Origin of the sequence: Chelativorans salis, from assembly GCF_025336525.1 — a bacterium.
In the GTDB taxonomy this organism is placed as follows: domain Bacteria; phylum Pseudomonadota; class Alphaproteobacteria; order Rhizobiales; family Rhizobiaceae; genus Chelativorans; species Chelativorans salis.
This window is the reverse complement of sequence record NZ_JAOCZP010000001.1, coordinates 420,354-441,899: the sequence shown is the minus strand read 5'-3', so window position 1 is coordinate 441,899 and position 21,546 is coordinate 420,354. Positions and strand designations below refer to the sequence as shown.

At 63.9% G+C, this 21,546-nt stretch carries 20 protein-coding genes; 6 read left to right on the top strand and 14 right to left on the bottom strand.

Features of this window, described 5'->3' with window-relative positions; genetic code table 11:
* Positions 1 to 8: 8 nt before the first annotated feature.
* Positions 9 to 1,121: a 4-hydroxyphenylpyruvate dioxygenase gene (gene hppD, locus N5A92_RS02165; RefSeq protein ID WP_260900175.1), complete on the bottom strand. Its 1,113-nt coding sequence runs from the start codon at positions 1,119 to 1,121 to the stop codon at positions 9 to 11.
* 125 nt (positions 1,122 to 1,246) lie between these two features.
* On the opposite strand from hppD, the gene N5A92_RS02160 reads away from it, so the two are divergent.
* On the top strand, positions 1,247 to 1,714 hold the full coding sequence (locus tag N5A92_RS02160) for an Lrp/AsnC family transcriptional regulator (protein WP_260900173.1): 468 nt from the start codon (positions 1,247 to 1,249) through the stop codon (positions 1,712 to 1,714).
* Positions 1,715 to 1,779: 65 nt separating this feature from the next.
* Here the strand turns inward: N5A92_RS02160 and N5A92_RS02155 are convergent, their stop codons facing one another.
* The 3 genes from N5A92_RS02155 to N5A92_RS02145 all read right to left on the bottom strand — a co-directional run bounded on the left by N5A92_RS02155 (position 1,780) and on the right by N5A92_RS02145 (position 3,877).
* Positions 1,780 to 2,115 carry a protein tyrosine phosphatase family protein gene (locus N5A92_RS02155; protein WP_260900172.1) on the bottom strand — a complete coding sequence of 112 codons (336 nt, stop codon included), beginning with the start codon at positions 2,113 to 2,115 and terminating at the stop codon, positions 1,780 to 1,782.
* A gap of 62 nt (positions 2,116 to 2,177) precedes the next feature.
* Complete coding sequence (gene pcaD / locus N5A92_RS02150) at positions 2,178 to 2,972, bottom strand: 3-oxoadipate enol-lactonase (protein ID WP_260900171.1); 795 nt, start codon at positions 2,970 to 2,972, stop codon at positions 2,178 to 2,180.
* 53 nt (positions 2,973 to 3,025) lie between these two features.
* Positions 3,026 to 3,877, bottom strand: coding sequence for a beta-keto acid cleavage family enzyme (locus tag N5A92_RS02145; RefSeq protein ID WP_260900170.1), 852 nt, complete (start codon positions 3,875 to 3,877; stop codon positions 3,026 to 3,028).
* A gap of 74 nt (positions 3,878 to 3,951) precedes the next feature.
* Here N5A92_RS02145 and N5A92_RS02140 point away from each other — a divergent pair, with 74 nt between their 5' ends.
* The 5 genes from N5A92_RS02140 (at position 3,952) to N5A92_RS02120 (ending at position 10,656) form a co-directional block, all read left to right on the top strand.
* The gene (locus tag N5A92_RS02140; RefSeq protein WP_260900168.1) at positions 3,952 to 4,857 is read left to right on the top strand and encodes a MurR/RpiR family transcriptional regulator; all 906 of its coding nucleotides are present in this window, start codon (positions 3,952 to 3,954) and stop codon (positions 4,855 to 4,857) included.
* Positions 4,854 to 6,176: an aspartate aminotransferase family protein gene (locus N5A92_RS02135; protein ID WP_260900167.1), complete on the top strand. Its 1,323-nt coding sequence runs from the start codon at positions 4,854 to 4,856 to the stop codon at positions 6,174 to 6,176. The genes N5A92_RS02140 and N5A92_RS02135 overlap by 4 nt, the downstream gene beginning before the upstream one ends.
* A 281-nt stretch (positions 6,177 to 6,457) precedes the next feature.
* Positions 6,458 to 7,438, top strand: a complete 981-nt coding sequence (locus N5A92_RS02130; protein WP_260900166.1) for a TAXI family TRAP transporter solute-binding subunit — start codon at positions 6,458 to 6,460, stop codon at positions 7,436 to 7,438.
* 99 nt (positions 7,439 to 7,537) lie between these two features.
* Positions 7,538 to 10,219, top strand: coding sequence for a TRAP transporter permease (locus tag N5A92_RS02125; protein WP_260900165.1), 2,682 nt, complete (start codon positions 7,538 to 7,540; stop codon positions 10,217 to 10,219).
* A gap of 11 nt (positions 10,220 to 10,230) precedes the next feature.
* The gene (locus N5A92_RS02120; RefSeq protein WP_260900164.1) at positions 10,231 to 10,656 is read left to right on the top strand and encodes a universal stress protein; all 426 of its coding nucleotides are present in this window, start codon (positions 10,231 to 10,233) and stop codon (positions 10,654 to 10,656) included.
* Between the two features lie 105 nt (positions 10,657 to 10,761).
* Here N5A92_RS02120 and N5A92_RS02115 read toward each other — a convergent pair whose 3' ends face one another.
* The 10 genes from N5A92_RS02115 to N5A92_RS02070 all read right to left on the bottom strand — a co-directional run bounded on the left by N5A92_RS02115 (position 10,762) and on the right by N5A92_RS02070 (position 21,540).
* On the bottom strand, positions 10,762 to 11,952 hold the full coding sequence (locus N5A92_RS02115; protein ID WP_260900163.1) for a Gfo/Idh/MocA family protein: 1,191 nt from the start codon (positions 11,950 to 11,952) through the stop codon (positions 10,762 to 10,764).
* Between the two features lie 15 nt (positions 11,953 to 11,967).
* Complete coding sequence (locus tag N5A92_RS02110) at positions 11,968 to 13,026, bottom strand: sugar phosphate isomerase/epimerase family protein (RefSeq protein ID WP_260900162.1); 1,059 nt, start codon at positions 13,024 to 13,026, stop codon at positions 11,968 to 11,970.
* A gap of 2 nt (positions 13,027 to 13,028) precedes the next feature.
* Positions 13,029 to 13,877, bottom strand: a complete 849-nt coding sequence (locus tag N5A92_RS02105; protein ID WP_260900161.1) for a TolB family protein — start codon at positions 13,875 to 13,877, stop codon at positions 13,029 to 13,031.
* Positions 13,877 to 15,478 carry a glycoside hydrolase family 43 protein gene (locus N5A92_RS02100; protein ID WP_260900160.1) on the bottom strand — a complete coding sequence of 534 codons (1,602 nt, stop codon included), beginning with the start codon at positions 15,476 to 15,478 and terminating at the stop codon, positions 13,877 to 13,879. The genes N5A92_RS02105 and N5A92_RS02100 overlap by 1 nt, the downstream gene beginning before the upstream one ends.
* Positions 15,475 to 16,521: an L-glyceraldehyde 3-phosphate reductase gene (gene mgrA / locus N5A92_RS02095; RefSeq protein WP_260900159.1), complete on the bottom strand. Its 1,047-nt coding sequence runs from the start codon at positions 16,519 to 16,521 to the stop codon at positions 15,475 to 15,477. Before mgrA ends, N5A92_RS02100 begins: the two co-directional genes overlap by 4 nt.
* On the bottom strand, positions 16,518 to 17,666 hold the full coding sequence (locus N5A92_RS02090; RefSeq protein WP_260900158.1) for a Gfo/Idh/MocA family protein: 1,149 nt from the start codon (positions 17,664 to 17,666) through the stop codon (positions 16,518 to 16,520). The genes mgrA and N5A92_RS02090 overlap by 4 nt, the downstream gene beginning before the upstream one ends.
* Before the next feature lie 14 nt (positions 17,667 to 17,680).
* Entirely contained in the window at positions 17,681 to 18,430 is a 750-nt protein-coding gene (locus N5A92_RS02085; RefSeq protein ID WP_260900157.1) for a sugar phosphate isomerase/epimerase family protein, read from the bottom strand.
* A gap of 187 nt (positions 18,431 to 18,617) precedes the next feature.
* Positions 18,618 to 19,706, bottom strand: coding sequence for an ABC transporter ATP-binding protein (locus N5A92_RS02080; protein ID WP_260900156.1), 1,089 nt, complete (start codon positions 19,704 to 19,706; stop codon positions 18,618 to 18,620).
* A 3-nt stretch (positions 19,707 to 19,709) separates the two neighbouring features.
* Entirely contained in the window at positions 19,710 to 20,651 is a 942-nt protein-coding gene (locus N5A92_RS02075; protein ID WP_260900155.1) for a carbohydrate ABC transporter permease, read from the bottom strand.
* Positions 20,644 to 21,540, bottom strand: a complete 897-nt coding sequence (locus tag N5A92_RS02070; protein ID WP_260900154.1) for a carbohydrate ABC transporter permease — start codon at positions 21,538 to 21,540, stop codon at positions 20,644 to 20,646. The genes N5A92_RS02075 and N5A92_RS02070 overlap by 8 nt, the downstream gene beginning before the upstream one ends.
* Between the last annotated feature and the right edge of the window lie 6 nt (positions 21,541 to 21,546).

Below are 21,546 nucleotides of genomic sequence, written 5' to 3'. Positions count from 1 at the left end.
CACACGCCTTACTCCGCCGCATCCACCTTCAGCACGCCGCGCTTGATCTGGTCCTGTTCGATCGACTCGAACAGTGCGCGGAAATTGCCTTCGCCAAAACCTTCGTCGCCCTTCCTCTGGATGAACTCGAAGAAGATCGGCCCGATGACGGTCTTGGAGAAGATCTGCAAGAGGATCTTCGTCATCCCGCCGTCCACCACACCCTCGCCGTCGATGAGGATGCCATGCTTCTTCATCCGTTCGATCGGCTCCTCATGGCCGGAGACGCGCTCATACGACATCTCGTAGTAGGTATCGGGCGGGCCGGGCATGAATTTCAGCCCGTTCTCGGCCAGCTTGTCCGTGGCGTCGTAGATCTCCTCCGTGCCCACGGCGATGTGCTGAATGCCCTCGCCATTGTACTTCTTCAGATATTCGGCGATCTGGCTGGTGTCGTCCTTCGACTCGTTGAGCGGAATGCGGATCTTGCCGCAGGGCGAGGTGATGGCGCGGCTGACGAGGCCGGTGATCCGCCCGTCGATGTCGAAATAGTGGATCTGCTTGAAGCCGAAGAGGTCGCGGTAGAAATCCCACCACTTGTCCATGTTGCCGCGATAGACGTTGTGGGTGAGATGGTCGAGATAGTAGAAGCCCACGCCTTCCGGCCTGGGATTGCTCTCGCCCAGCCACTCGAACTCGGCATCGTAGGCAGAGCCCTTCTCGCCGTAGGTCTCGATGAAGTAGAGCAGCGAACCGCCGATGCCGACGATGGCCGGCACGTCGAGCGCCTTGTCGTCGCCTTCATAAGGTGTGGCCCCCTTCGACACCGCATGCTCGAACGCAAGTTTCGCATCCACCACCCGCCAGGCCATCGAGGGCGCGCAGGGGCCGTGCTTGTCGACGAAGCGCATGGCGTGGCTGCCGGGCTCCGCGTTGACCAAATAATTGATGTCGCCCTGGCGCCAGAGGGAGATTTTCTTCGTCTTATGCCGTGCGACCTCCGCATAGCCCATCTTGGCGAAAAGGTCGGAAAGCTTCTCCGGCTCCGGGTGAGCGAATTCGACGAACTCGAAGCCGTCCGTACCGGCCGGATTCTCGGCGCTGATCTCGGGCGGCGGCGCGTCATGCGGAAACGGGCCCATTCCTTCCTCCTGTCGCTAGGAATATCTGTCACCCATTCTACGCCCGCAGCCCCGCAAGCGGCTTGCATTGATAGCCGCAAAATGCACCATCTATGCATGAAGCATGCAGAAGTAGGAGGAAATGCATGAACAATGCGCAGGTTGACGGCTATGACCGCAAGATACTGTCTCTGCTGCAGGCCGACGGACGGCTGACTAACAACGATCTGTCGGAGCGCGTGAACCTGTCCTCCTCGCAATGCTCGCGTCGCCGCCAGCGTCTGGAGGAGGAAGGACTGATCAAGGGCTACCGCGCGCTGCTTGACCGCGAGCGCCTGGGCTTTCCTCTCGTCAACGTCATCACCGTGACGCTGGCCACCCACAACCCGGACAACGCCCGCCGCTTCGCCGATCTCGTGGCGCGCCTGCCCGAGGTGCAGGAAGCTTACGCGCTGACGGGCGAGATGGACTACATCCTCAAGGTGGTGACGCCGGATTTGAAAAGCCTGTCGGAATTCGTCAGCGCCGTCCTCCTGCCGCACGAATCCGTGCAGCACGTGAAGACGGCGATTGTGTTGCAGACGCTGAAGGAGACGGGTGCTCTGCCGCTGTAAGCTGCACGCAGTGCGGGTATTCCGTCGCGCCGTCTCTATCAAACCAGCATTAGCTGCAGAGCAGGTTACAAATCCATCTCCCGTATCAGCGCGTAGAGGTTCAGGCAGCGCGCCCCGCTGCGGCAATAGGCTAGCACCGGCCGCGGGAGGTCTTCCAGAGTCGCTGCCATGTCTCGCACGTTTTCTTCCGTAATGGCCCCGGAGACCACGGGGAGGAAGCGGAATTCGAGGCCCGCCGCGCGCGCCGCCTCTTCCACCGCCTCATGCGGCACCGCGCCCTCTTCGGTGTCGGGGCGGTTGCAGACGATGCTCTTGAAGCCCGCTCCGGCGATCTCCGCCACATGCACCGGTGCGATCTGCCCCGTCACGGCGAAGTCCTGGTTGACTTGGCGAATGTCCATTCCGCGTCCTTTCTAGACAAGAGATGACCTGGGTAACGGCTGTCGCTTACACATAGGCGGCGTCAAATGATGTTCGCCTGTCGAAGAAACGAGCGGATCAGTTCCACGGTCTTTTCCGGCTGCTCGATGCAGGGCAGGTGCCCGGCACCCTTGATGATCTCGAACCGCGCTCCCGCGATCAGCGCGGCAAGCTCCCGCACCAGCTCCGGCGGCGTGGCGCCGTCCTGATCGCCGACGAGGCACAGTGTCGGCACCTTCAGCGCGCGCGTGGATTCGGTGAGTTCGGCATCCCGCAGTGCCGCGCAGGTACCGGCATAGCCGTCGGGCATCGTGCGTGTCAGCATGGCGAGGTAGCCCACGAAGTCGGGATTCTCCGGCTTTCTATAGCCGGGTGTGAACCAGCGCTCCATGATGCCGTCGGCAATCGAGGCGACGCCCTTCTCCGTCACTGCCTTGATGCGGCCGTTCCAGAGATCGTCGGTGCCGATCTTGTGCGCCGTGTCGCTCAGGATGAGCGCACGCACCAGATCCGGCCTCAGCGCGGCGAGCGCCTGGGCGATCATGCCGCCAACGGAAAGCCCGACGATGACCGCGTTCTCGACCCTCAGATGGTCGAGCAGGCCGGCAAGATCGTTCACGTGGTCGGACAGCGCGTAGGGCGGCTTCGTCGCCTCCGAAAGCCCATGGCCGCGCTTGTCGTAAAACACCAGCCGGTATTCGCCTTCAAGCCGCTCGGCCACCGCGTCCCAGATGCGGAAGTCCGTACCGAGCGAATTGGCGAAGACAAGCGTTGGTCTGTCCGCCACACCCCGCACTGCGTAATGCAGGACGATGCCGTTCACGCGCACAAATTGCATCAGCTCGCCGTCTCCATAGTCTGTGACCTGTATCGGAAAAACGGCGCCGCGCGTCAATTCACGGCAAGCGCCCAATCCGCACGCAGGCGCTCCGCATCCGCCGTCCGCATCCCCAGCGCGGCAAGCGCTTCGACTACCCCGCGCACAATCGCCGCATTGTCCGGCGCGAGACGACCGTCGGGCAGATAGAGATTGTTCTCGAAGCCCACGCGCGCATGCCCGCCTAGCGCCGCGGCTGTCGTCACACAGGCGGCTTCCCGCGGCCCGAAGGTGCAGACCATGAAATGCCCGAAGCGCGGCGCCTCCGGCGCTAGGAAGGGCAGCAGGTCGGCGGGTGCGGAGCGCTGGCCCTCGCTGTAGCGGCCGAGCACGTAAAGCACGGGTATGTCGTCGAAGGGGATAAGCCCGCGCGCCATCAGGTCTTTGAGCCGTAGTGCCTCGTCCGAATGATAGAGAATGATCTGCGGGACGATCCTCTCCTTCTTCATGAAAGCGAGGAAGCGGCTGAACTCGGCTTCATGGGTGGCATCAGGCACGAGTTCCTTCAGCGCCAGCGACGCCGCCTCCGGCCTGACTGCCCGCACCACCGCCATCTGCTCCTCCGGCTGATAGCGGCCGACGGCCTCGGTCGTGATCTGGATGACCAGCCTCTCGCCCACCTGTCGCCGTACCGCCCGGGTGGCGTCGCGATAGGCGTCGGCGTCGAGAATGTGCCGGCCGTCACGGTCGCGCACGTGGCAGTGCAGCATCGCCGCCCCCGCCTCCTGTGAGGCGGCGGCGGTCCCCGCCAACTCGTCCGCCGTCTGCGGCAGAGCCGTGTGGTCAGCCTTGGTACGCCGCCCGCCATTGGGCGCCACGGCGATCGCCACCGGCTGCGTTTCAACGCCGCCTTTGCCTTCTGCCACGGCAAATCCTCCATTCGTTGCATAGGATGCAACATATGTTGCATAGCTGCGAAACGCCGTCTAGGATGCTCTCCATGGACCGCGCTGCCTTCGCTGATCGTATCACCCGTTCCGTCGACGCGCTTCCCGGGCAATTGGGGACCGCCGCCCGCTATGTCCTGGAGAACCCGGGCGACGTGGCACTCCTGTCCATGCGGGAGCAGGCGCGCCGCGCCGGCGTTCAGCCGTGGACCATGACGCGCCTTGCCAAGCGGCTGGGGCTCGAGGGCTATGACGAGGTGCGCCAGCTCCACGGCGAAGCGTTGAAGGAACAGGCGCTCGGCTTCTCCGGCAAGGCCGGCATCCAGGTGGCGCGCCAGAGGCAGGCGGGCGGTCGCGCCTTTGCCGGAGAGATCGCGTCCGCCACCGCGGCGCAGATTGCCGCCCTCGGCGAAACGGGCGCCCTTGAGGCACTCACCGAGGCGGCCGGCACCTTGGCGCGGGCTCGCCGCATTTATTGCTTGGGCTTGCGCTCCAGTCGGCCGGTGGCCCTCCATCTCGCCTACATGTTCTCTTTCCTGGGCGAAAAGGCGACTGCACTCGACTTCGGCGACGGCACGGGCCTCGATGCACTTCGTTTTGCTACCCCCGAGGACGTCTTCTTCGTCACCACTGTGGCACCTTATACACGGGCGAGCGTCGAGGCTGCACGCCACGCCCATGACAAGGGCCTTACCATCGTTGCGCTTACCGACAGCGCCGCCTCGCCGGTCGCCGTCCTCGCCCGCCATGCAATCCTCGTCTCGACGGAAAGCCCCTCCTTCTTCCATTCCATGACGCCCGCCTTCACGGCGGTGGAAATCCTCGCCGCCCTCGTGGCGGGCGAGGGCGGCGAGGAGGCGCTGGATGCAATTGCCCGGACGGAGCGCCAGCTCGCCGAACTAAAGGTCCATGTCTTCGAACCCGCCGCCGCCCGCGTGCGGCACCGGAACAGCCGATGACGCATATCCTGCACCGCCAGATTCACACGGAACTGCCTGTCGCCGTCGGCGGCAAGGGCGTTGAGCTCTTCGACAGCGACGGCCGCGCCTATATCGATGCTTCCGGCGGGGCGGCCGTCTCCTGCCTCGGGCATGGCCATCCCTATGTCGTGGCGGCGCTGAAGGCCCAGGCCGAAAAGCTCGCTTACGCCCACACGAGCTTCTTCACCAGCGAGCCGGCGGAGGCGCTGGCCGAGACACTGGTGACCGGCGCGCCCAAGGGCATCAGCCACGCCTACTTCGTCTCCGGCGGTTCGGAAGCCAACGAGGCGGCGCTCAAGATGGCGCGGCAGTATTTCGTCGAGAAAGGCGAGCCCGGCCGGCGCAATGTTATCGCCCGCCGCCAGAGCTATCACGGCAACACGCTGGGTGTGCTCGCCGCCGGCGGCAACGAGGCGCGCCGGGCGCAGTTCCGCCCGTTGCTTATCGAGACCCATCACATCGACCCCTGCTACGCCTATCGGTTGCAGAAGCCGGGCGAGAGCGAGGAGGCGTACGGCCAGCGCGCCGCACAGCAGCTCGAGGACAAGATCCAGGAGCTCGGCGCCGATACGGTCATGGCCTTCATCGCCGAGCCTGTCGTGGGGGCCACGGCGGGAGCTGTGCCCGCCGTTCCCGGCTATCTCGCCCGCATCCGCGAGATCTGCGACCGCTACGGTGTACTTCTGATTTTCGACGAGGTGATGTGCGGCATGGGCCGCACCGGCACCATGCATGCCTGCGAGCAGGACGGCGTGGCACCTGACATCATGACCGTCGCCAAGGGGCTGGGGGGTGGCTATCAGCCGATCGGCGCCGCACTCCTTTCCCGTCGCATCTTCGACGCCTTTGCCGAAGGCTCCGGCGCCTTCCAGCACGGCCATACCTATATCTGCCACCCCATGGCCTGCGCCGCCGCGCTTGCCGTGCAGGAGGTGATCGCCCGCGACGGCCTGCTGGCCAATGTGCGCGAGACGGGCGCCTATCTGAGGAGCCGGCTGGAAGCCCGCTTCGGCAATCATGCCCATGTCGGCGACATCCGCGGACGCGGGCTGTTCCTGGGGCTGGAGTTGGTCGCCGACCGATCGACGAAGGAGCCGTTCGAGCCGGCGAAAAAGCTCCACGCGCGGGTGAAGAAGGAGGCCATGGCACGCGGCCTGATGGTCTATCCCGCCGGCGGCACCATCGATGGCAAGCGCGGCGACCATGTGCTCATCGCCCCGCCGTTCATACTGGACCGGCAGACGGCTGATACGATCGTCGAGCGTCTCGGCGAGGCCGTCGACGCGGCAGCTATTTGAGACAAGCGGAGGGGAAACAATGGGAGGAAAGCAGCATAGTGCCGGCGCGTCGCCTGCGGGCCAGCACAACAATATGTTGCATCTTCCGCCAAATTGCGCAGTCTATCCACTGACTTGGGCGAGGGGACATTTCACGCTCCCTCGCCTGGGCTGCGCAGCAAGGCCGGCCGGGCATTCCGCACGTGAGTGCCCGGTGGTGGGCGGCTCCCCGAAAAACGGGATGGGCCGGAAACAATGACGTGCAATGAGTTGCGAAAAATGCACTTAGAGGGAGACGCAGTATGAAACCAAATCGGATTCTCGGCTTCGGCATTGCCGCAGCGATGCTCGGCGCGCTGTCGGCGGGAGCGGCGATGGCGCAGGACCAGCGCTTCGTATCGGTCGGCACGGGCGGCGTCACGGGCGTCTACTATCCCGTAGGCGGTGCCATCTGCCGGCTGATGAACCAGACCCGCCGCGAGCACGGCATCCGCTGCTCGGTTGAATCCACCGGCGGCTCGGTGTTCAACGTCAACGCCATCAAAGGCGGCGATCTGGAATTCGGCGTCGTCCAGTCGGACGTGCAGTACAATGCCGCCAACGGCGAGGCGAATTTCGCCGAAGACGGCGCGCATGAGAACCTGCGCTCGGTCTTCTCGCTCCACCCCGAACCGCTGACCGTCGTGGCCCGCGCCGATTCCGGCATCTCCGAGTTTGACGATCTCAAGGGCAAGCGCGTCAACATCGGCAACCCCGGCTCCGGCCAGCGCGCGCTGATGGATCTGCTGATCGCCGAGAAGGGCTGGACCAATTCCGACTTTGCGCTCGCCGCTGAGCTTGCGCCGGCCGAACAGAGCTCCGCGCTCTGCGACAACAACATAGACGCCTTCGCTTACACCGTCGGCCATCCGGCAGGCGCTATCGAGGAGGCGACCACCACCTGCGACAGCATTATCGTGCCGGTCGAGGGAGAAGCGGTCGATGCGCTGGTGGAGAACAATCCGTACTACTTCAAGGCCGTCATTCCCGGCGGCATGTACCGTGGCACGGATGAGGACGTGAACACCTTCGGCGTCGGCGCGACGGTCGTAACCTCCGCCGATGTTCCCGAGGATGTCGTCTACACCTTCGTCTCGTCGGTGTTCGATAATTTCGAGGACTTCAAGGGCCTGCATCCGGCACTTGCCAACCTCACGCCCGAGCAGATGGTGAGCCAGGGCAATTCCGCGCCGGTGCATCCGGGTGCGGAGAAGTACTACCAGGAAAAGGGCTGGCTCAACTAAGCAGCCTTCGCAACAAGGGCGCCCCCCGTCGGGCGCCCTTTTTCGCTTCGCCGGATTGGGGGCGCGCAAGAACGATAACTGTCTCGAGGGGGACAACGAATGGCTGAAGACACCAAGGGCGCCGGGGGTGCGCAAACGCAGCTTGCCAATGACGACCTGCAGGACCTCGTCGCTTCCACCGATACGGGCGCGCGCGATCCTGCTGGAACCTCGGGCTACATCATTGCCGGCGTGGCGCTCTGCTGGTCGCTCTTCCAGCTCTACATCGCCTCGCCCTTGCCCTTCATGCTGTCGAGCCTGACGGGGCTCGGTCTCGTCCTCAATGACGCGCAGACGCGTGCCATCCATCTGGCCTTCGGCCTGTTCCTTGCCTACATGGCATTCCCGGCCTTCCCCCGCAGCCCGCGTGACCGCATTCCCAAGCTCGACTGGGTGTTGGCGCTGTTGGCGGCGGCATGCGCGCTTTATGTCTTCGTTTTCTATCGCGACCTTGCCCGCCGGCCCGGCCTGCCCATAACCCAGGATCTGATTGTCGCCGGCATGGGCATGGTGCTGCTCCTGGAAGCCACCCGCCGCGCGCTCGGTCCCCCGCTGATGATCGTGGCGATTGTCTTCCTCGGCTATGTCTTCTTCGGCTCTTCGACCCTTATTCCCGATATCATCCGCTGGGGCGGCGCCTCCTTCCCACGCGCCATGGACCAGATGTGGCTGTCGCCCAACGGCGTCTTCGGCGTCGCGCTCGGCGTCTCGTCGGCCTTCGTCTTCCTGTTCGTTTTGTTCGGCTCCATGCTCGACCGGGCGGGCGCCGGCAATTTTTTCATCAAGCTCGCCTTCGCGCTGCTCGGCCACCTGCGAGGCGGGCCGGCCAAGGCCGCCGTCCTCGCGTCGATGATGACAGGCCTCATCTCCGGCTCCTCCATCGCCAACGTGGTGACGACCGGCACCTTCACTATCCCCCTCATGAAGAGAGTCGGATTCACGCGGGAGAAAGCAGGCTCCGTCGAGGTGGCGAGTTCCGTCAATGGCCAGATCATGCCGCCTGTCATGGGTGCGGCCGCCTTCCTGATGGTCGAGTATGTCGGCATCCCCTACCTGCAGGTCATCAAGCACGCCTTCCTGCCGGCGGTGATCTCCTACATCGCGCTTCTCTACCTGGTGCATCTGGAGGCAGTGAAGAACGACATGCCGATGCTGGAAAAGCGCCAGACGCATCCAGCGACGATCGCGCTCCTGCGCGCCGGCATCACCATCGCCTCGATCGTCATCCTCGCCGGCCTCATCTATTACGGCATCGCCTTCGTGCGCTGGCTTATCCCCGGCATTTCCGGTCCGGTGCTGATTCTGGCAATGCTTGGCGTTTATGTGGGGCTCGTCTGGTACGCGGCCCGCGCGCCCGACCTGGAACTGGATGACCCGAACGCTCCGGTCGTAGAGTTGCCGATTGCGACTGAGGTCTTGAAGACCGGTCTGCACTATCTTCTGCCCCTCGTCGTCCTCATCTGGTTCCTGATGATCGAGCGATCCTCGCCCGGCCTCTCTGCATTCTACGCGGTGCTCCTGCTCATTTTCATCATCCTCACCCAGAAGCCGATGAAGGCTGTGTTCCGCGGGTTGCAATTGCCCGAGCAGCGCGCCGCCTTCGCCGAGGGCTTTTCTGATCTCATGGCCGGCCTGATCACCGGCGCGCGCAACATGATCGGCATCGCCTGCGCCACCGCGGCCGCCGGCATCATCGTCGGCACGGTCACGTTGACGGGTATCGGCCAGGTGATGGCCGAGTTCGTGGAGTTCCTGTCGGGCGGCAATATCTTCCTGATCCTGGTCTTCACGGCGATGATCAGCCTGGTGCTCGGTATGGGCCTGCCGACGACGGCGAACTACATCGTCGTCTCCTCGCTGATGGCGCCGGTTATCGTGCAGTTGGGCGCCGCCAACGGCGTTTTGATCCCGCTGATTGCCGCCCACATGTTCGTCTTCTATTTCGGCATCATGGCCGACGTGACGCCGCCGGTGGGGCTTGCCTCTTTCGCGGCGGCAGCGGTCTCGGGAGGCGACCCGCTGAAGACCGGCTTCACCGCCTTCTTCTATTCGCTGAGGACGGTGCTGCTCCCCTTCATCTTCGTCTTCAACACTGATCTGCTCCTGATCGACGTCGGTTTCGTCGGCGCCGTCTCGGTATTCTGTCTGGCGACGGTGGCCATGCTCATCTTCGCTGCCGCCACGCAGGGCTTCTTCATGGTGAAATCGCGCATGTGGGAGTCGGCTGCTCTGCTTTTGGTCACCTTCATGCTCCTGCGGCCGGGCTTCTTCCTCGACCTCGTGCAGCCGCCTTTCGACCAGGTGGAGCCGCAGCGCATCTTTGAGGCGGTCGAGGGCGAACCGGATGCCGCGCAGGTGCGCCTCGTCATTCGCGGTCCGAACTTCGACAACCCCGACCAGATGCTGGAGCGCACCATGGCCTTCAGCCTGGGCGAGGCGGGTGCCAGTGGCGAGGAACGCTTCGAGGAGGCCATTGGCCTGCCCGTTCGCATCGAGAACGGCACCACTATCCTCGACGAGCCGCTCGATATGAACAGTCTCGCCGGCCGGACGCTGTCCAACATGGACTTTTATGCCGAAGAGCCGGTGCAGATCACCGCCGTGGAAGTGGCCGCCGAGCGCATGCCGCGCGAGGTGTTCTACATCCCGGCCGTTCTCATCCTGGCGCTTGTGGCCTTCCTGCAGCGCCGTCGCGGGGGCACCCTGGCCGGCAATCCCAAGCCAAGGCCGGCCGCCGCGTGAGGAGATAGAACATGTACAAGGACATCCTCGTTTCCATCGATCTTGGCCATGCCGACAGCGAGGTGCGCACGCTCCGGACGGCCATCGACTATGCCCGAACCTTCGGCAGCCGCCTGCATGTGATGACGGTCGTGCCCGACTACGGCATGTCCATCGTCGGCGGATTCTTCCCCAAAGAGCACGAGCAGGAGGCGATCGACCACGCCAACGAGGCGCTGCACACCTTCACCAAGGAGCACGTGCCCGACGACATCAAGTACCGCCACATCGTCGGTCACGGCTCGATCTACCGCGAAATCCTGCGCTTTGCCGACGTCGTCAAGGCCGACCTCATCGTTCTGTCAGCCATGCGGCCGGGCCCCGAGGACTATCTCCTAGGCCCCAACGCCGCCCGCGTCGTCCGCCATGCCGGGATTTCGGTTCTGGTGGTGCGGTAGGGCGATTTGGGGGCGGTAGGCTCGGAGGTCTTCGCCCCCCTCTGTCCGGCAGGACAGAGAGGGGCAACGTAGGGCGAAGGCACCTCCAGCCCCTATGAACCGGCCTTAAACGGCCTCAAGCCGCGTCCAGGCCGCGTCGGCCTGCGAGGAGGTGACGCAGGCCTGAATGAAGCGCATGCCCTCCAGCCCGTCCTCCACCGTCGGCAGGATCAGGCCCTCCGGCTGCTTGCCGCCGCCTCGCAAGCTGCGGATGGCGCCGGCGGCCTCCGTGTAGAGCGTGGCAAAAGCCTCCAAGTATCCCTCCGGATGGCCGCCGGGGATGCGGGTGACGCCGGCCGCCGCCTCGTTGGCGCCTGCACCGCCGCGGGTGATCAGCCGCTTCGGCTCGCCCAGTGGCGTGTACCAGAGGTAGTTCGGGTCGGCTTGCACCCACTCAAGACCGCCCTTGGTGCCGTAGACCCGTAGCTTCAGCCCGTTCTCGTTGCCTGGCGCGACCTGGCTTACCCAGATCGTGCCCTTGGCCTGCCGGCCGCCCTTGGCGCCGAAGCGGAGCATGACGTGAGCATTGTCGTCGAGCCGCCGCCCGGAGACGAAGCTGTCGAGATCGGCCGCAACACTCTCCGCCTTCAGACCCGTCACGAAAGTGGCGAGTTGATAGGCATGGGTGCCGATATCGCCGATGGCCCCGCCGGCGCCGGAACGCGCCGGGTCGGTGCGCCACGAGGCCTGCTTCTGGCCCGTCTCCTCGATCGGCTCGGCCAGCCAGTCCTGCGGATATTCCACCTGCACCAGCACGATCTCGCCCAGCGTGCCCTCGCTTACCATCTGCCGCGCCTGGCGTATCATCGGATAGCCGGAATAGTTGTGGGTGAGCACGAAGAGCTTGCCGCTCTTCTCCACGGCCTGCACCAGTGCCTTGGCGTCCTTAAGGGTCGAGGTCAGCGGCTTGTCACAGATGACGTGGATGCCGGCTTCTAGGAAAACCTTCGCCGCCGGATAGTGCATGTGGTTGGGCGTGACGATGCTGACGGCCTCGATGCCGTCCTTTCTCGCCCCCTCCTTTTGCGCCATCTCCTCGAAGCTGCCGTAGGAACGCTCCGGATCGAGGCCCAACTCAGCCGCCGACGCCTTCGCCCGCTCCGGGTCGGAAGAAAGCGCGCCGGCGACAAGCGTGTAGTGTCCGTCGAGTCGGGCAGCCATGCGGTGGACGGCGCCGATGAAGGCGCCCTGGCCGCCGCCTACCATGCCGAGGCGCACCGGGCTTGCAGCTTCTGTACTTGCGGATGCGGAAACCATATTTGCCTCCTCGTCTCAGGAAATGCCGAGCATCTTGCGCAGCTTAGCCCTGTCGGTCTCACCGCCGGCGAAATCGTCGAACGCCTTTTCGGTAACACGGATAATGTGATCGGCGATGAAGGGCGCGCCTTCCGCCGCCCCCTGCTCGGGATGCTTCAGCGCGCACTCCCATTCGAGCACGGCCCAGCTATCGTAGTCATACTGAGCAAGCTTCGAGAAGATGCCGACGAAATCCACCTGACCGTCGCCTAGCGAGCGGAAGCGGCCGGCACGGTTCACCCAGCCCTGATAGCCCGAATAGACGCCTTGGCGCCCGTCGGGATTGAACTCGGCATCCTTCACGTGGAAGGCCGAGATGCGCTCATGATAGATATCGATGAAGGCCAGATAATCGAGCTTCTGCAGGAGGAAATGCGACGGATCATAGTTGATCATGCAGCGCTTGTGCCCGCCCACCTTGTCCAGGAACATCTCGAAGGTGGCGCCGTCGAACAGGTCCTCGCCCGGATGCAGCTCGAAGGCAACATCCACGCCCTCGTCCTCATAGGCGTCGAAAATGGGCTTCCAGCGGCGGGCAAGCTCGGTGAAGGCCTCATCGATCAGCCCCTCCGGGCGCTGCGGCCAGGGATAGAGGTAGGGGAAGGCGAGCGCGCCGGAGAAGGAGACCGTCACGTCAAGCCCCAGATTTCGCGAGGCCTTTGCCGCGTATTTCACCTGCTCCACCGCCCACTCCTGGCGCGCCTTCGGATCGTTGTGCACGCTTTCGGGCGCGAAGGCGTCGAAGGCCGGGTCGTAGGCCGGGTGGGTGGCGACGAGCTGACCTTGCAGATGCGTCGAAAGCTCGGTGATCTCGACCCCCGCGTCGGCGCAAATGCCATTCACCTCGTCGCAATATTCCTTCGACTCGGCGGCCTTTTTCACATCGAACAGGCGGCCGTCCCAACTCGGGATCTGGATGCCCTTGTAGCCGTGGCCGGCGGCCCAGCGGGCGATATTCGGCAGCGTGTTGAACGGCGCCTCGTCACCTGCGAACTGCGCCAGAAAGATGGCTGGTCCCTTCATCGTCTTAGGCATTTTCAACCTCCCTTTTCAGATGCGCTGTCACGCGAATAGCGGATATAGGCAAAGGCACCCGCATCGGGTGCCCAGCAGGGCACGTTGATCGAGCCCTGTCCGCCGAAGAGTTCGACCTCCGTGCGGCGGTTGCCGCCGTCGATGTCCATCAGCCGCAGCTCCACATCGTGGTCGCGCGGATGGCCTTCCACCCCCCGCCCGTAGGAAAGATAGAGCACGGTGCGGCCGTCGGGTGCGGGATGGGGAAACCAGTTCACCCGTTCGTCGTCGGTCATCTGCTCCAGTCCGCTTCCATCGGTGCGGATGCGCCAGAGCTGTGCGGTGCCGCTGCGGCTCGAGTTGAACCAGATCCATTCGCCGTCAGGCGTATAGTCGGGGCCGTCATTATGGCCTCTGCCGTCGGTCAGGCGGGTCTCGGCCCCGCCCTCAACGCCGATCGTGTAGATATCGAAGGCCTCGCCGCGCTTGGCTGTATAGGCTAGGCGTTCGCCATCCGGCGACCAGCCGTGCCACCAGGAGGGCACCTCCTCCGTCACCCGGCGTGGCGTGCCGCCCTCAATGGGCAGTGTGTAGATGCAGGAAACGCCTGCCTCCGTCTTGTCGCTGATGGCGAGCCTCGTGCCGTCGGGCGAAATACCGTGGTCGTTGTTGCAGTTGACAGCGAAGCCGGTGTCGATGCGCCGCGGCTCGGCATCTTCGGCGACGTCGAGCCGATAAAGAAGGCCGTCGCCGTTGAAGACAAGGAAGCGACCGTCGGGCGACCAGTTCGGTGCTTCGATCATGTCTTCTGTCTCGTATAAGACATCACTTTGCCTGGTCCGGCAATCATAGACCTCCAGAAAACTCGCCATCAGCCCGTCTCCGGAACATAGGCGAAGCGGGAAAAGTCGGCGGGCAGCGCACTGCCGCTCGTATCGAAGCACATCATGCCGACGAAGGCGCCGGTGAACGAGGCGTGCTCGCCGCGCCCGCCCTCGTCGGAGATCACGCTGGCGTCGAGCACCGGGCCGACAGCCTGCCAGTCGCCGTCGGTCTTGTAGAAGAACCGCAGCTCAGCTTCCTTCACCTCGGCGGCAAGGCTCACCGGGCCTTCCGTCGGCAGCGGGATCGGCTCTTCCAGTGGAAACTTGAGCCGCCCGTCCGGCCACTCGCCGGGGCAGCTCAGGATGGTGAGCGACCGGCCGGCCTTCTCGTCCCAGGTCAGGCCAAGGAAGTGGAACTTGTGGCGGTTGTAATAGGCGGTGAGGCCGGCAGCCTGCTGATAGGTTGTCGGGCGGAAGTCGAGTTGCGTCTCGGCGCGGTAGCGCCAGTGCTCCTGCCGCCGGGCAACCAGCGCCTGCTCGAACCAGCTACCGATGGATTCACGACCGATGAGCCTCAGCGCCGAGCCGGTAAGGGTGAAGATGCGCTCGGGCTGCGGCGTGCGCAGCCACTGGAACTCGTCGGGCAGGGCATCGCCGTCGAAGACGCGTTCGACGGGCTCGGGCGGCAGAGGCTCAACGTCGGAGGGAGAGGGGACGCGCACCGCCGGCACGGGACTCCCGCTCTCCGGGTAGAGCCAGCCGTCCTCCTTCCACACGCATTTCTGGATCGCCGTCTCGCGGCCGAGCGGGGAGCGGCGGATGCCGGGGAGCGGGCGCGAGCACAGATGCGTGTGATAGACCGCACCGTCCGGGGTCTCCACCACCTGGCCGTGGCCGGCGCGCTGCAGTTCGGCTTCCGGCGCGTCCTTGGAGGTGAAGAGATGGATGTCCGGATGCAGTTCGTAAGGCCCGTCGATGTTGCGCGAGCGCGCCATGGTGACGGCGTGGCCGTACCCGGTGCCCCCCTCGGCCACCGTCATGTAGTACCAGCCGTCGCGCTTGAAGAGGTGCGGACCTTCCACAAGGCCATGTTCGCTGCCGGTAAAGACGTTCTTGACCTCGCCGACGAGCCTGCCGGCCTTGGGATCGAACTCCTGCAGGAGGATGCCGGCGAAGGCCGGATGCTTGGGGCTGCCGCCGACGGAGTTGGAGCGGTGGTTCCACACCATGTTGAGGAACCATTTGCGCCCGTCGTCGTGGAACAGCGACGGGTCGAAGCCGGAGGAGTTGACGTAGACGGGGTCGGACCACGGCCCCTCGATGGCAGGTGCCGTCACGATGTAATTATGCGCATCCTTGAAGTTGCCGTCGAGGCGCTTGACGTCCGTGTAGACCAGCCAGAACAGCCCGTCGGCGTAGGAGAGGCACGGGGCCCATACGCCGCCGGAATCCGGGTTGCCGCGCATGTCGAGCTGGCTGGCGCGATCCAGCGGGCGCTTTGCGAGGCGCCAGTTCACGAGATCGCGGGAATGGTGGATCTGCACGCCGGGATACCACTCGAAGGTCGAGGTGGCGATGTAATAGTCCTCGTGCATCCGGCAGATGGACGGGTCGGGATTGAAGCCTGGCAGGATGGGATTGATGATCATTTCCGCTGTGGCCCCTTCCGCTCCGCCGAAGCCGCCCAAAGGTTGATGTCGGCCTCGCGCGCATACTTGTCGATCTCCGCCAGCTCCTCTTGCGTGAAATCCGGATTGTCGAGCGCGCGCACGCAGTCCTCCACCTGGCTTGGCCGGCTGGCGCCGATGAGTGCTGAGGTGACGCGGCCGCCGCGCAGCACCCAGGCAAGCGCCATCTGCGCCAGCGTCTGGCCGCGACGCTTGGCGATGTCGTTGAGGGCCGAGATGTTGGAAAGCGTCTTCTCGTTGAGGAATTCCTGCCGCAGGGACTTTCCCTGCGCGGCGCGGCTCTCCTCCGGAATGCCGCCGAGGTACTTGTCCGTCAGCATGCCTTGCGCCAGCGGCGAGAAGACGATGGAGCCGATGCCGAAGTCGTCCAGCGTGTCGAGCAGCGTGTCCTCTTCCACCCAACGGTTGATCATCGAATAGCTGGGCTGGTGGATGAGGCAGGGGGTGCCGAGTTCCTTCAGGATGGCGGCCGCCTCGCGCGTGCGCTGGGAATTGTAGGAGGAGATGCCGACGTAAAGCGCGCGGCCCGAGCGCACGATGTGGTCGAGCGCCATCATCGTCTCTTCAAGCGGCGTATCCGGGTCGAAGCGATGGGAATAGAAGATATCGACATAGTCGAGGCCCAGCCGCTTCAGGCTCTGGTCGCAGCTCGCGACAAGGTATTTGCGGCTGCCCCACTCGCCGTAGGGTCCCGGCCACATGCCGTAGCCGGCCTTGGAGGAGACGACGATCTCGTCACGCAAGCCGGTGAAGTCCGTGCGCAGGATTTCGCCGAAGGCCTCCTCCGCCTTGCCGGGCGGGGGACCGTAATTGTTGGCGAGATCGAAATGGGTGATGCCCAGATCGAACGCCTTGCGGCAGAGAGCCTGCTTCAGTTCATGCGGGCGGTCGTGACCGAAATTGTGCCAAAGCCCGAGCGAGACGGCCGGCAGCTTCAGGCCGGACCGGCCGCAACGCCGGTATTGCATTTTCTCGTAACGGTCTGCGGCTGGCTGCCAGCTCATGCAAACTCCTTTTCCGCCAGCAACGTTCGCGCCGCCTCGATATCGAGGGCGGCGGGGCGCTCGCAGGTCGTCGTCAGTTCGACGAAGCCGCCCGTCTCGCCGGACGTCAGGATCGACGTCATCACGTCGATGGCGTGTAGCGACATCTCCAGCGAGCAGCGGTGCGGGCGTCCCTCCAGAATGCCGATGGCCATGTCGGCAAGGCCGGCGGCGCGATAGTTGGCCAGCCCCTTGCCGTCCCGGCCTTCCTGGTTGATGACACTCAGCGGGTGCTCCCAGCGCGGCACGTCGACGATTTCCACCTCGTCGGTGACGACGAGGTCGCCGCCGAAGAAGTTGGGATCGGGAACGTGCAGCGAGCCCTTCTCGCCGTAAAGCTCCATGTTCGCATGCTTATGATGCCAGACATCCCAGCTTGCGCCCAGCGTGACGATGGCACCGCTCTTGAATTCCATGACGGCGTGGATCGTGGTGGGCGTCTCGACGTTGATCTTCTCGCCCTTGCGCGGCTCCGACAGGATGATGCGCTCCTTGGTCGGAATGGAGGCCAGTGCCGCGACGCGCTTCACCGGGCCGATGAGCTGGACCAGGTTGGTGATGTAGTAGGGGCCGATGTCGAGCACCGGGCCGGCGCCGGGCTTGAAGAAGAAGTCCGGATTGGGGTGCCAGTGCTCCATGCCGTGGCTCATCACGTGGCAGGTGCCGCTGACGATCTTGCCGATGGCGCCGGTATCGATGACATGACGGGCAAGCTGGTGCGCGCCGCCCAGGAACGTGTCCGGCGCGGAGCCGACGCGCACGCCCTTCTCGGCGGCAAGAGCGGCCAGCGCCTTGCCTTCCTCTACCGAAAGCACGAACGGCTTTTCCGAATAGACGTGCTTGCCGGCTTCGATCGCTTTCTTCGACACCTCGTAGTGCGCGGCGGGGATCGTCAGGTTGACGACGATGTCGATGTCGTCGGCGGAAAGCAGCCCCTCCACCGTCTCCTGGCGCAGGTTGAACTCCTCGGCGCGCAGGCGCGCGGCCTCGGGGTTAACGTCGGCGCAGGCGCGGATCTCGATGCCGCGGAAAAGCGGCGAAAGCCGCATATAGGCCGCGGAGATGTTGCCGCAGCCGATGATCCCCACTCCAAGTCTCTTAGCCATATTCCAAACCTCGTTTAAAACTTGCTCGCGTTTTCGATCGACCGGCGTGCGAAACGCTCGTGGTCGCTCGGCTTGTCATGCTCCATGATGAAGAGCTGAGCCTTCGTCCTCTGCCGTACGGCGTCCATGATCGCTTTCCAGTCCATGGTGCCCGTGCCGACATCGGCCCAGCCGTCCTCGTCGGCATTCTCGCCCGCCGGCGCGATGTCCTTGACGTGAACGGCCGAGATGCGGTCGCCATGGCTGTCGATCCATGCGAGGGGGTCGGCGCCGCCGCGCACGATCCAGGCGATGTCGGCTTCCCAGGAAAGATCCGGACCCCCCTTGAAGATCTCGGCCTGCGGGATGGCACCATCCGGCAGCGCGCGGAACTCGAAGTCGTGGTTATGCCAGCCGAAAGTCAGGCCGGTCTTCACCAACGGCTCACCTGCCTTCTGCAGCCGCTCTCCGAAGCGGGCATAGCCGGCGGCATCCTCCGGACGCTGGTCGGGCATCAGGAACGGGCAGTAGACGGCCTTCATGCCCACGGTGCGGGCGAGTTCCAGCACTTGGTCCGGTTCGTTCTCCAGAGCGTCCAGGCCGAAATGGCCCGACGCCATGACAAGACCCGTTTCCGATAGCGCTGACTTGAGGGCAGGGAGGTCACCATAGACACCCCCATAGCCTTCGACCTGGGCGTAGCCCAGCTTCTTGAGCATCTTGAGCGTGTCGGAAAGGGGTGGGAATTCGCGGGAGGAATAGAGCTGGTAGGAAAAGCTGGTCATGGAGTTCTCCTAAGTTTGGCAGCCTTGGAAGGATGTCCAATTGGAATCTTTGGCCGGAAGAAGCCAAGGCAGTGGGTGTCGGACCGCGTCGTGCGATGTTGCTATGCAGGTCTGGCTAAATGACAATGACGGCGCCCTGTCGCGCCCGGTTCTCCAATCATCTTGATCTCACCCAATCCCCTCCGCCTCAAAGGCGCATTTCCGTCTCGGCGTCGAAGATGGACGCCCGTGCCGGATCGAAGCCGACCTTCACCCGATCGCCCTTCCTGAGCGGCGTCTGGCCATCGACGCGGAAGCGCAGTTCGTGGCCGTCGAGTGTCGACCAAACCAGCGTGTCGGCGCCCATCGGCTCGACCACGTCAACCTCCACGTCGGCCCTGAAGGGTTCGTCGGTGGCCGCCTTGTCCATGAAAATGTGCTCCGGCCGGATGCCGAAGGTGACCGCGCCGGGCTTGGGGCCGTTGCCGGAGAAGGCGTAGCGGGAAAGGTCGATCGTCGTGTCGCCAGCCTTGAAGACAGGGTCGCTCGCCACCTCGATCGTGCCGTCGATGAAGTTGATGCTGGGCGAGCCGATGAAGCCGGCGACGTATCTGTTGTAAGGCTTGTTGTAGATGGTCGCGGGATCGGCGAGCTGCTGGATGGCGCCGGCGCGCATAATGGCGATGCGGTCGGCGAGCGTCATCGCCTCGATCTGGTCATGCGTGACGTAGATCATGGTGGTGTTCTCGAGCCGCTGGTGCAGGCGCTTGATCTCCACCCTGAGTTCGGCCCTGAGCTTGGCGTCGAGGTTTGACAAGGGCTCGTCGAAGAGGAACACATCGACATCCCGCACCAGCGCCCGGCCGATGGCGACGCGCTGGCGCTGGCCGCCCGAAAGCTGCGCCGGCTTGCGCTTCAGGAGCGGCTCGATGTGGAGCAGTTGCGCCGCGCGGGCGATGCGCTTCTCGATCTCGTCCTTCGGCACGCGGGCATTCTTCAGCCCGAAGGCAAGGTTCCCCTCCACCGTCATCTGCGGGTAGAGCGCGTAGGATTGGAAGACCATGCCGATGCCGCGGTCCTTGGGCTGCTCCCAGGTCACATTGCGGTCCGAGATGAAAATCTGTCCGTCGGTGATGTCGAGGAGGCCGGCTATGCAGTTCAAGAGCGTGGACTTGCCGCAGCCCGACGAGCCGAGGAGGACCAGGAACTCGCCTTTGTCGATCTCAAGGTTGAGGTTCTGCAGAACCTTTATGTCGCCGAAGCTGAGGTCGAGGTTCTTAACCGAGACGCTGGCCATGGATCATCCCTTCACGGCGCCGGCGGCGATGCCGCGGACAAACAGTTTTCCGGAGGCGAAATAGACGATCAGCGGCACCAGACCAGTGATGATCGTGGCCGCCATATTGACGTTGTATTCCTTCACCCCCTGCACGGAGTTGACGATGTTGTTGAGCTGGACGGTCATCGGGTAGACACCGGGTTTGGTGTAGACCACGCCGAACAGGAAGTCGTTCCAGATGCCCGTCACCTGCAGGATCATGGCGACGACGAAGATGGGCAGGCTCATCGGCAGCATGATCTTGAAATAGATGCCCCAGAAGCCCGCGCCGTCGACGCGCGCAGCCTTGAACAGCTCTTCAGGCACCGAAGCGAAATAGTTTCGGAACAGAAGCGTCAGGATCGGCATGCCGAAGATCGTGTGGACCAGAACCAGACCGGTCAGCGTCCCGTAGATACCCATTTCACGCAGGATGATGACAATCGGATAGAGCATCACCTGGTAGGGGATGAAGGCGCCGACGATGAGAATCGTGAAGAAGAGATTGGCACCCTTGAAGCGCCATAGGGAAAGCGCGTAGCCGTTTACCGAAGCGATGGCGATGGACAGGATGACCGAGGGGATCGTGATCCTGACCGAATTCCAGAAGCCGCGCGAAAGGCCGTCGCAATTGAGCCCCGTGCAGGCGGTGGCCCAGGCCTTCACCCATGGCTCGAAGGTGATCTCCATTGGTGGGGAGAAGACGTTGCCGAGGCGGATCTCCGGCATGCCTTTCAGTGAGGTGACGACCATCACGTAAAGGGGCAGAAGATAGTAGGCCGCGACGACGAAGAGCGTGCCGTAGAGGATAATGTTGCGGCGGGAGAGCACGCGGCGCGGGCGGGCGCCTCGCGGCCCTTCCAGCGCTTTGGAATCCACACGGGCGTCTGTGCCGGCATGATCTATCAAACCCACGTCAGCCATGACGTTTCCCCTTTCCGCCGAATTCGAGATAGGCCCAGGGGATAACGACAATCATGACAGTCAGCAGCATTATGGTCGAAGCCGCAAATCCCTGGCCGAGGTTCTGGCTCAGGAACATCATGTCGTAGACATACTTCGCGGGCACCTCCGAGGCGATGCCGGGGCCCCCGCCGGTTTGAGCGACCACGAGGTCGTAAACCTTGACGATGCCGGTCGTGATGATCACCAGCGTCGTAATGAAGATTGGTCGCATCATCGGGATGACGATGAAGAGGTAGGTCTTCCACATCGGAATGCCATCGACGCGGGCAGCCTTCCATATGTCTTCGTCAATGCCGCGCAGTCCCGCGAGCATCAGCACCATGACGAGGCCGGTGCCCTGCCAGAGCGCGGCGATCAGGATGCCGTAGATAACGATGTCGGCGTTGTAGAGGGGATCGAAGTTGAAGTTTTCGAAGCCAAGGCTGCGGATGACACTCTGCACGCCGAAGTCGGGGTTCAGCAGCCACTGCCAGACGAGCCCGGTGACGATGAAAGAGAGCGCGAAGGGGTAGAGGAAAATCGTCCTGAAGGTGTCCTCGAAGCGGATCTTCTGGTCGAGCAGCGCCGCAAGCACGAAGCCGATGACTAGGCTGAAGATAAGCACCAGGATGCCGAAGATCAGCAGATTTTCGATCGAGATCAGCCAGCGGCTGGTGTTCCAGAGCCGCTCGTACTGATCTAAGCCCACCCAGCGCATGCGCGGCAGGAGCTTGGAATCGGTGAAGGAGTAAACGACGGTCCACACCGTGCCGCCAAGGAAGACCACGACGGCAGTCAGGATCATCGGGATCGATGCAATCTTCGCGTTGAGGTTCCGGAAAAGCTGGTTCGGACGAGTGGACGGCATGCGACG

Bases quoted from the DNA above. Each gene is read 5' to 3' on its own strand.
- hppD (WP_260900175.1), bottom strand. From the start codon at position 1,121: ATGGGCCCGTTTCCGCATGACGCGCCGCCGCCCGAGATCAGCGCCGAG.
- N5A92_RS02160 (WP_260900173.1), top strand. From the start codon at position 1,247: ATGAACAATGCGCAGGTTGACGGCTATGACCGCAAGATACTGTCTCTG.
- N5A92_RS02155 (WP_260900172.1), bottom strand. From the start codon at position 2,115: ATGGACATTCGCCAAGTCAACCAGGACTTCGCCGTGACGGGGCAGATC.
- pcaD (WP_260900171.1), bottom strand. From the start codon at position 2,972: ATGCAATTTGTGCGCGTGAACGGCATCGTCCTGCATTACGCAGTGCGG.
- N5A92_RS02140 (WP_260900168.1), top strand. From the start codon at position 3,952: ATGGACCGCGCTGCCTTCGCTGATCGTATCACCCGTTCCGTCGACGCG.
- N5A92_RS02135 (WP_260900167.1), top strand. From the start codon at position 4,854: ATGACGCATATCCTGCACCGCCAGATTCACACGGAACTGCCTGTCGCC.
- N5A92_RS02130 (WP_260900166.1), top strand. From the start codon at position 6,458: ATGAAACCAAATCGGATTCTCGGCTTCGGCATTGCCGCAGCGATGCTC.
- N5A92_RS02125 (WP_260900165.1), top strand. From the start codon at position 7,538: ATGGCTGAAGACACCAAGGGCGCCGGGGGTGCGCAAACGCAGCTTGCC.
- N5A92_RS02120 (WP_260900164.1), top strand. From the start codon at position 10,231: ATGTACAAGGACATCCTCGTTTCCATCGATCTTGGCCATGCCGACAGC.
- N5A92_RS02115 (WP_260900163.1), bottom strand. From the start codon at position 11,952: ATGGTTTCCGCATCCGCAAGTACAGAAGCTGCAAGCCCGGTGCGCCTC.
- N5A92_RS02110 (WP_260900162.1), bottom strand. From the start codon at position 13,026: ATGCCTAAGACGATGAAGGGACCAGCCATCTTTCTGGCGCAGTTCGCA.
- N5A92_RS02105 (WP_260900161.1), bottom strand. From the start codon at position 13,877: ATGGCGAGTTTTCTGGAGGTCTATGATTGCCGGACCAGGCAAAGTGAT.
- N5A92_RS02100 (WP_260900160.1), bottom strand. From the start codon at position 15,478: ATGATCATCAATCCCATCCTGCCAGGCTTCAATCCCGACCCGTCCATC.
- mgrA (WP_260900159.1), bottom strand. From the start codon at position 16,521: ATGAGCTGGCAGCCAGCCGCAGACCGTTACGAGAAAATGCAATACCGG.
- N5A92_RS02090 (WP_260900158.1), bottom strand. From the start codon at position 17,666: ATGGCTAAGAGACTTGGAGTGGGGATCATCGGCTGCGGCAACATCTCC.
- N5A92_RS02085 (WP_260900157.1), bottom strand. From the start codon at position 18,430: ATGACCAGCTTTTCCTACCAGCTCTATTCCTCCCGCGAATTCCCACCC.
- N5A92_RS02080 (WP_260900156.1), bottom strand. From the start codon at position 19,706: ATGGCCAGCGTCTCGGTTAAGAACCTCGACCTCAGCTTCGGCGACATA.
- N5A92_RS02075 (WP_260900155.1), bottom strand. From the start codon at position 20,651: ATGGCTGACGTGGGTTTGATAGATCATGCCGGCACAGACGCCCGTGTG.
- N5A92_RS02070 (WP_260900154.1), bottom strand. From the start codon at position 21,540: ATGCCGTCCACTCGTCCGAACCAGCTTTTCCGGAACCTCAACGCGAAG.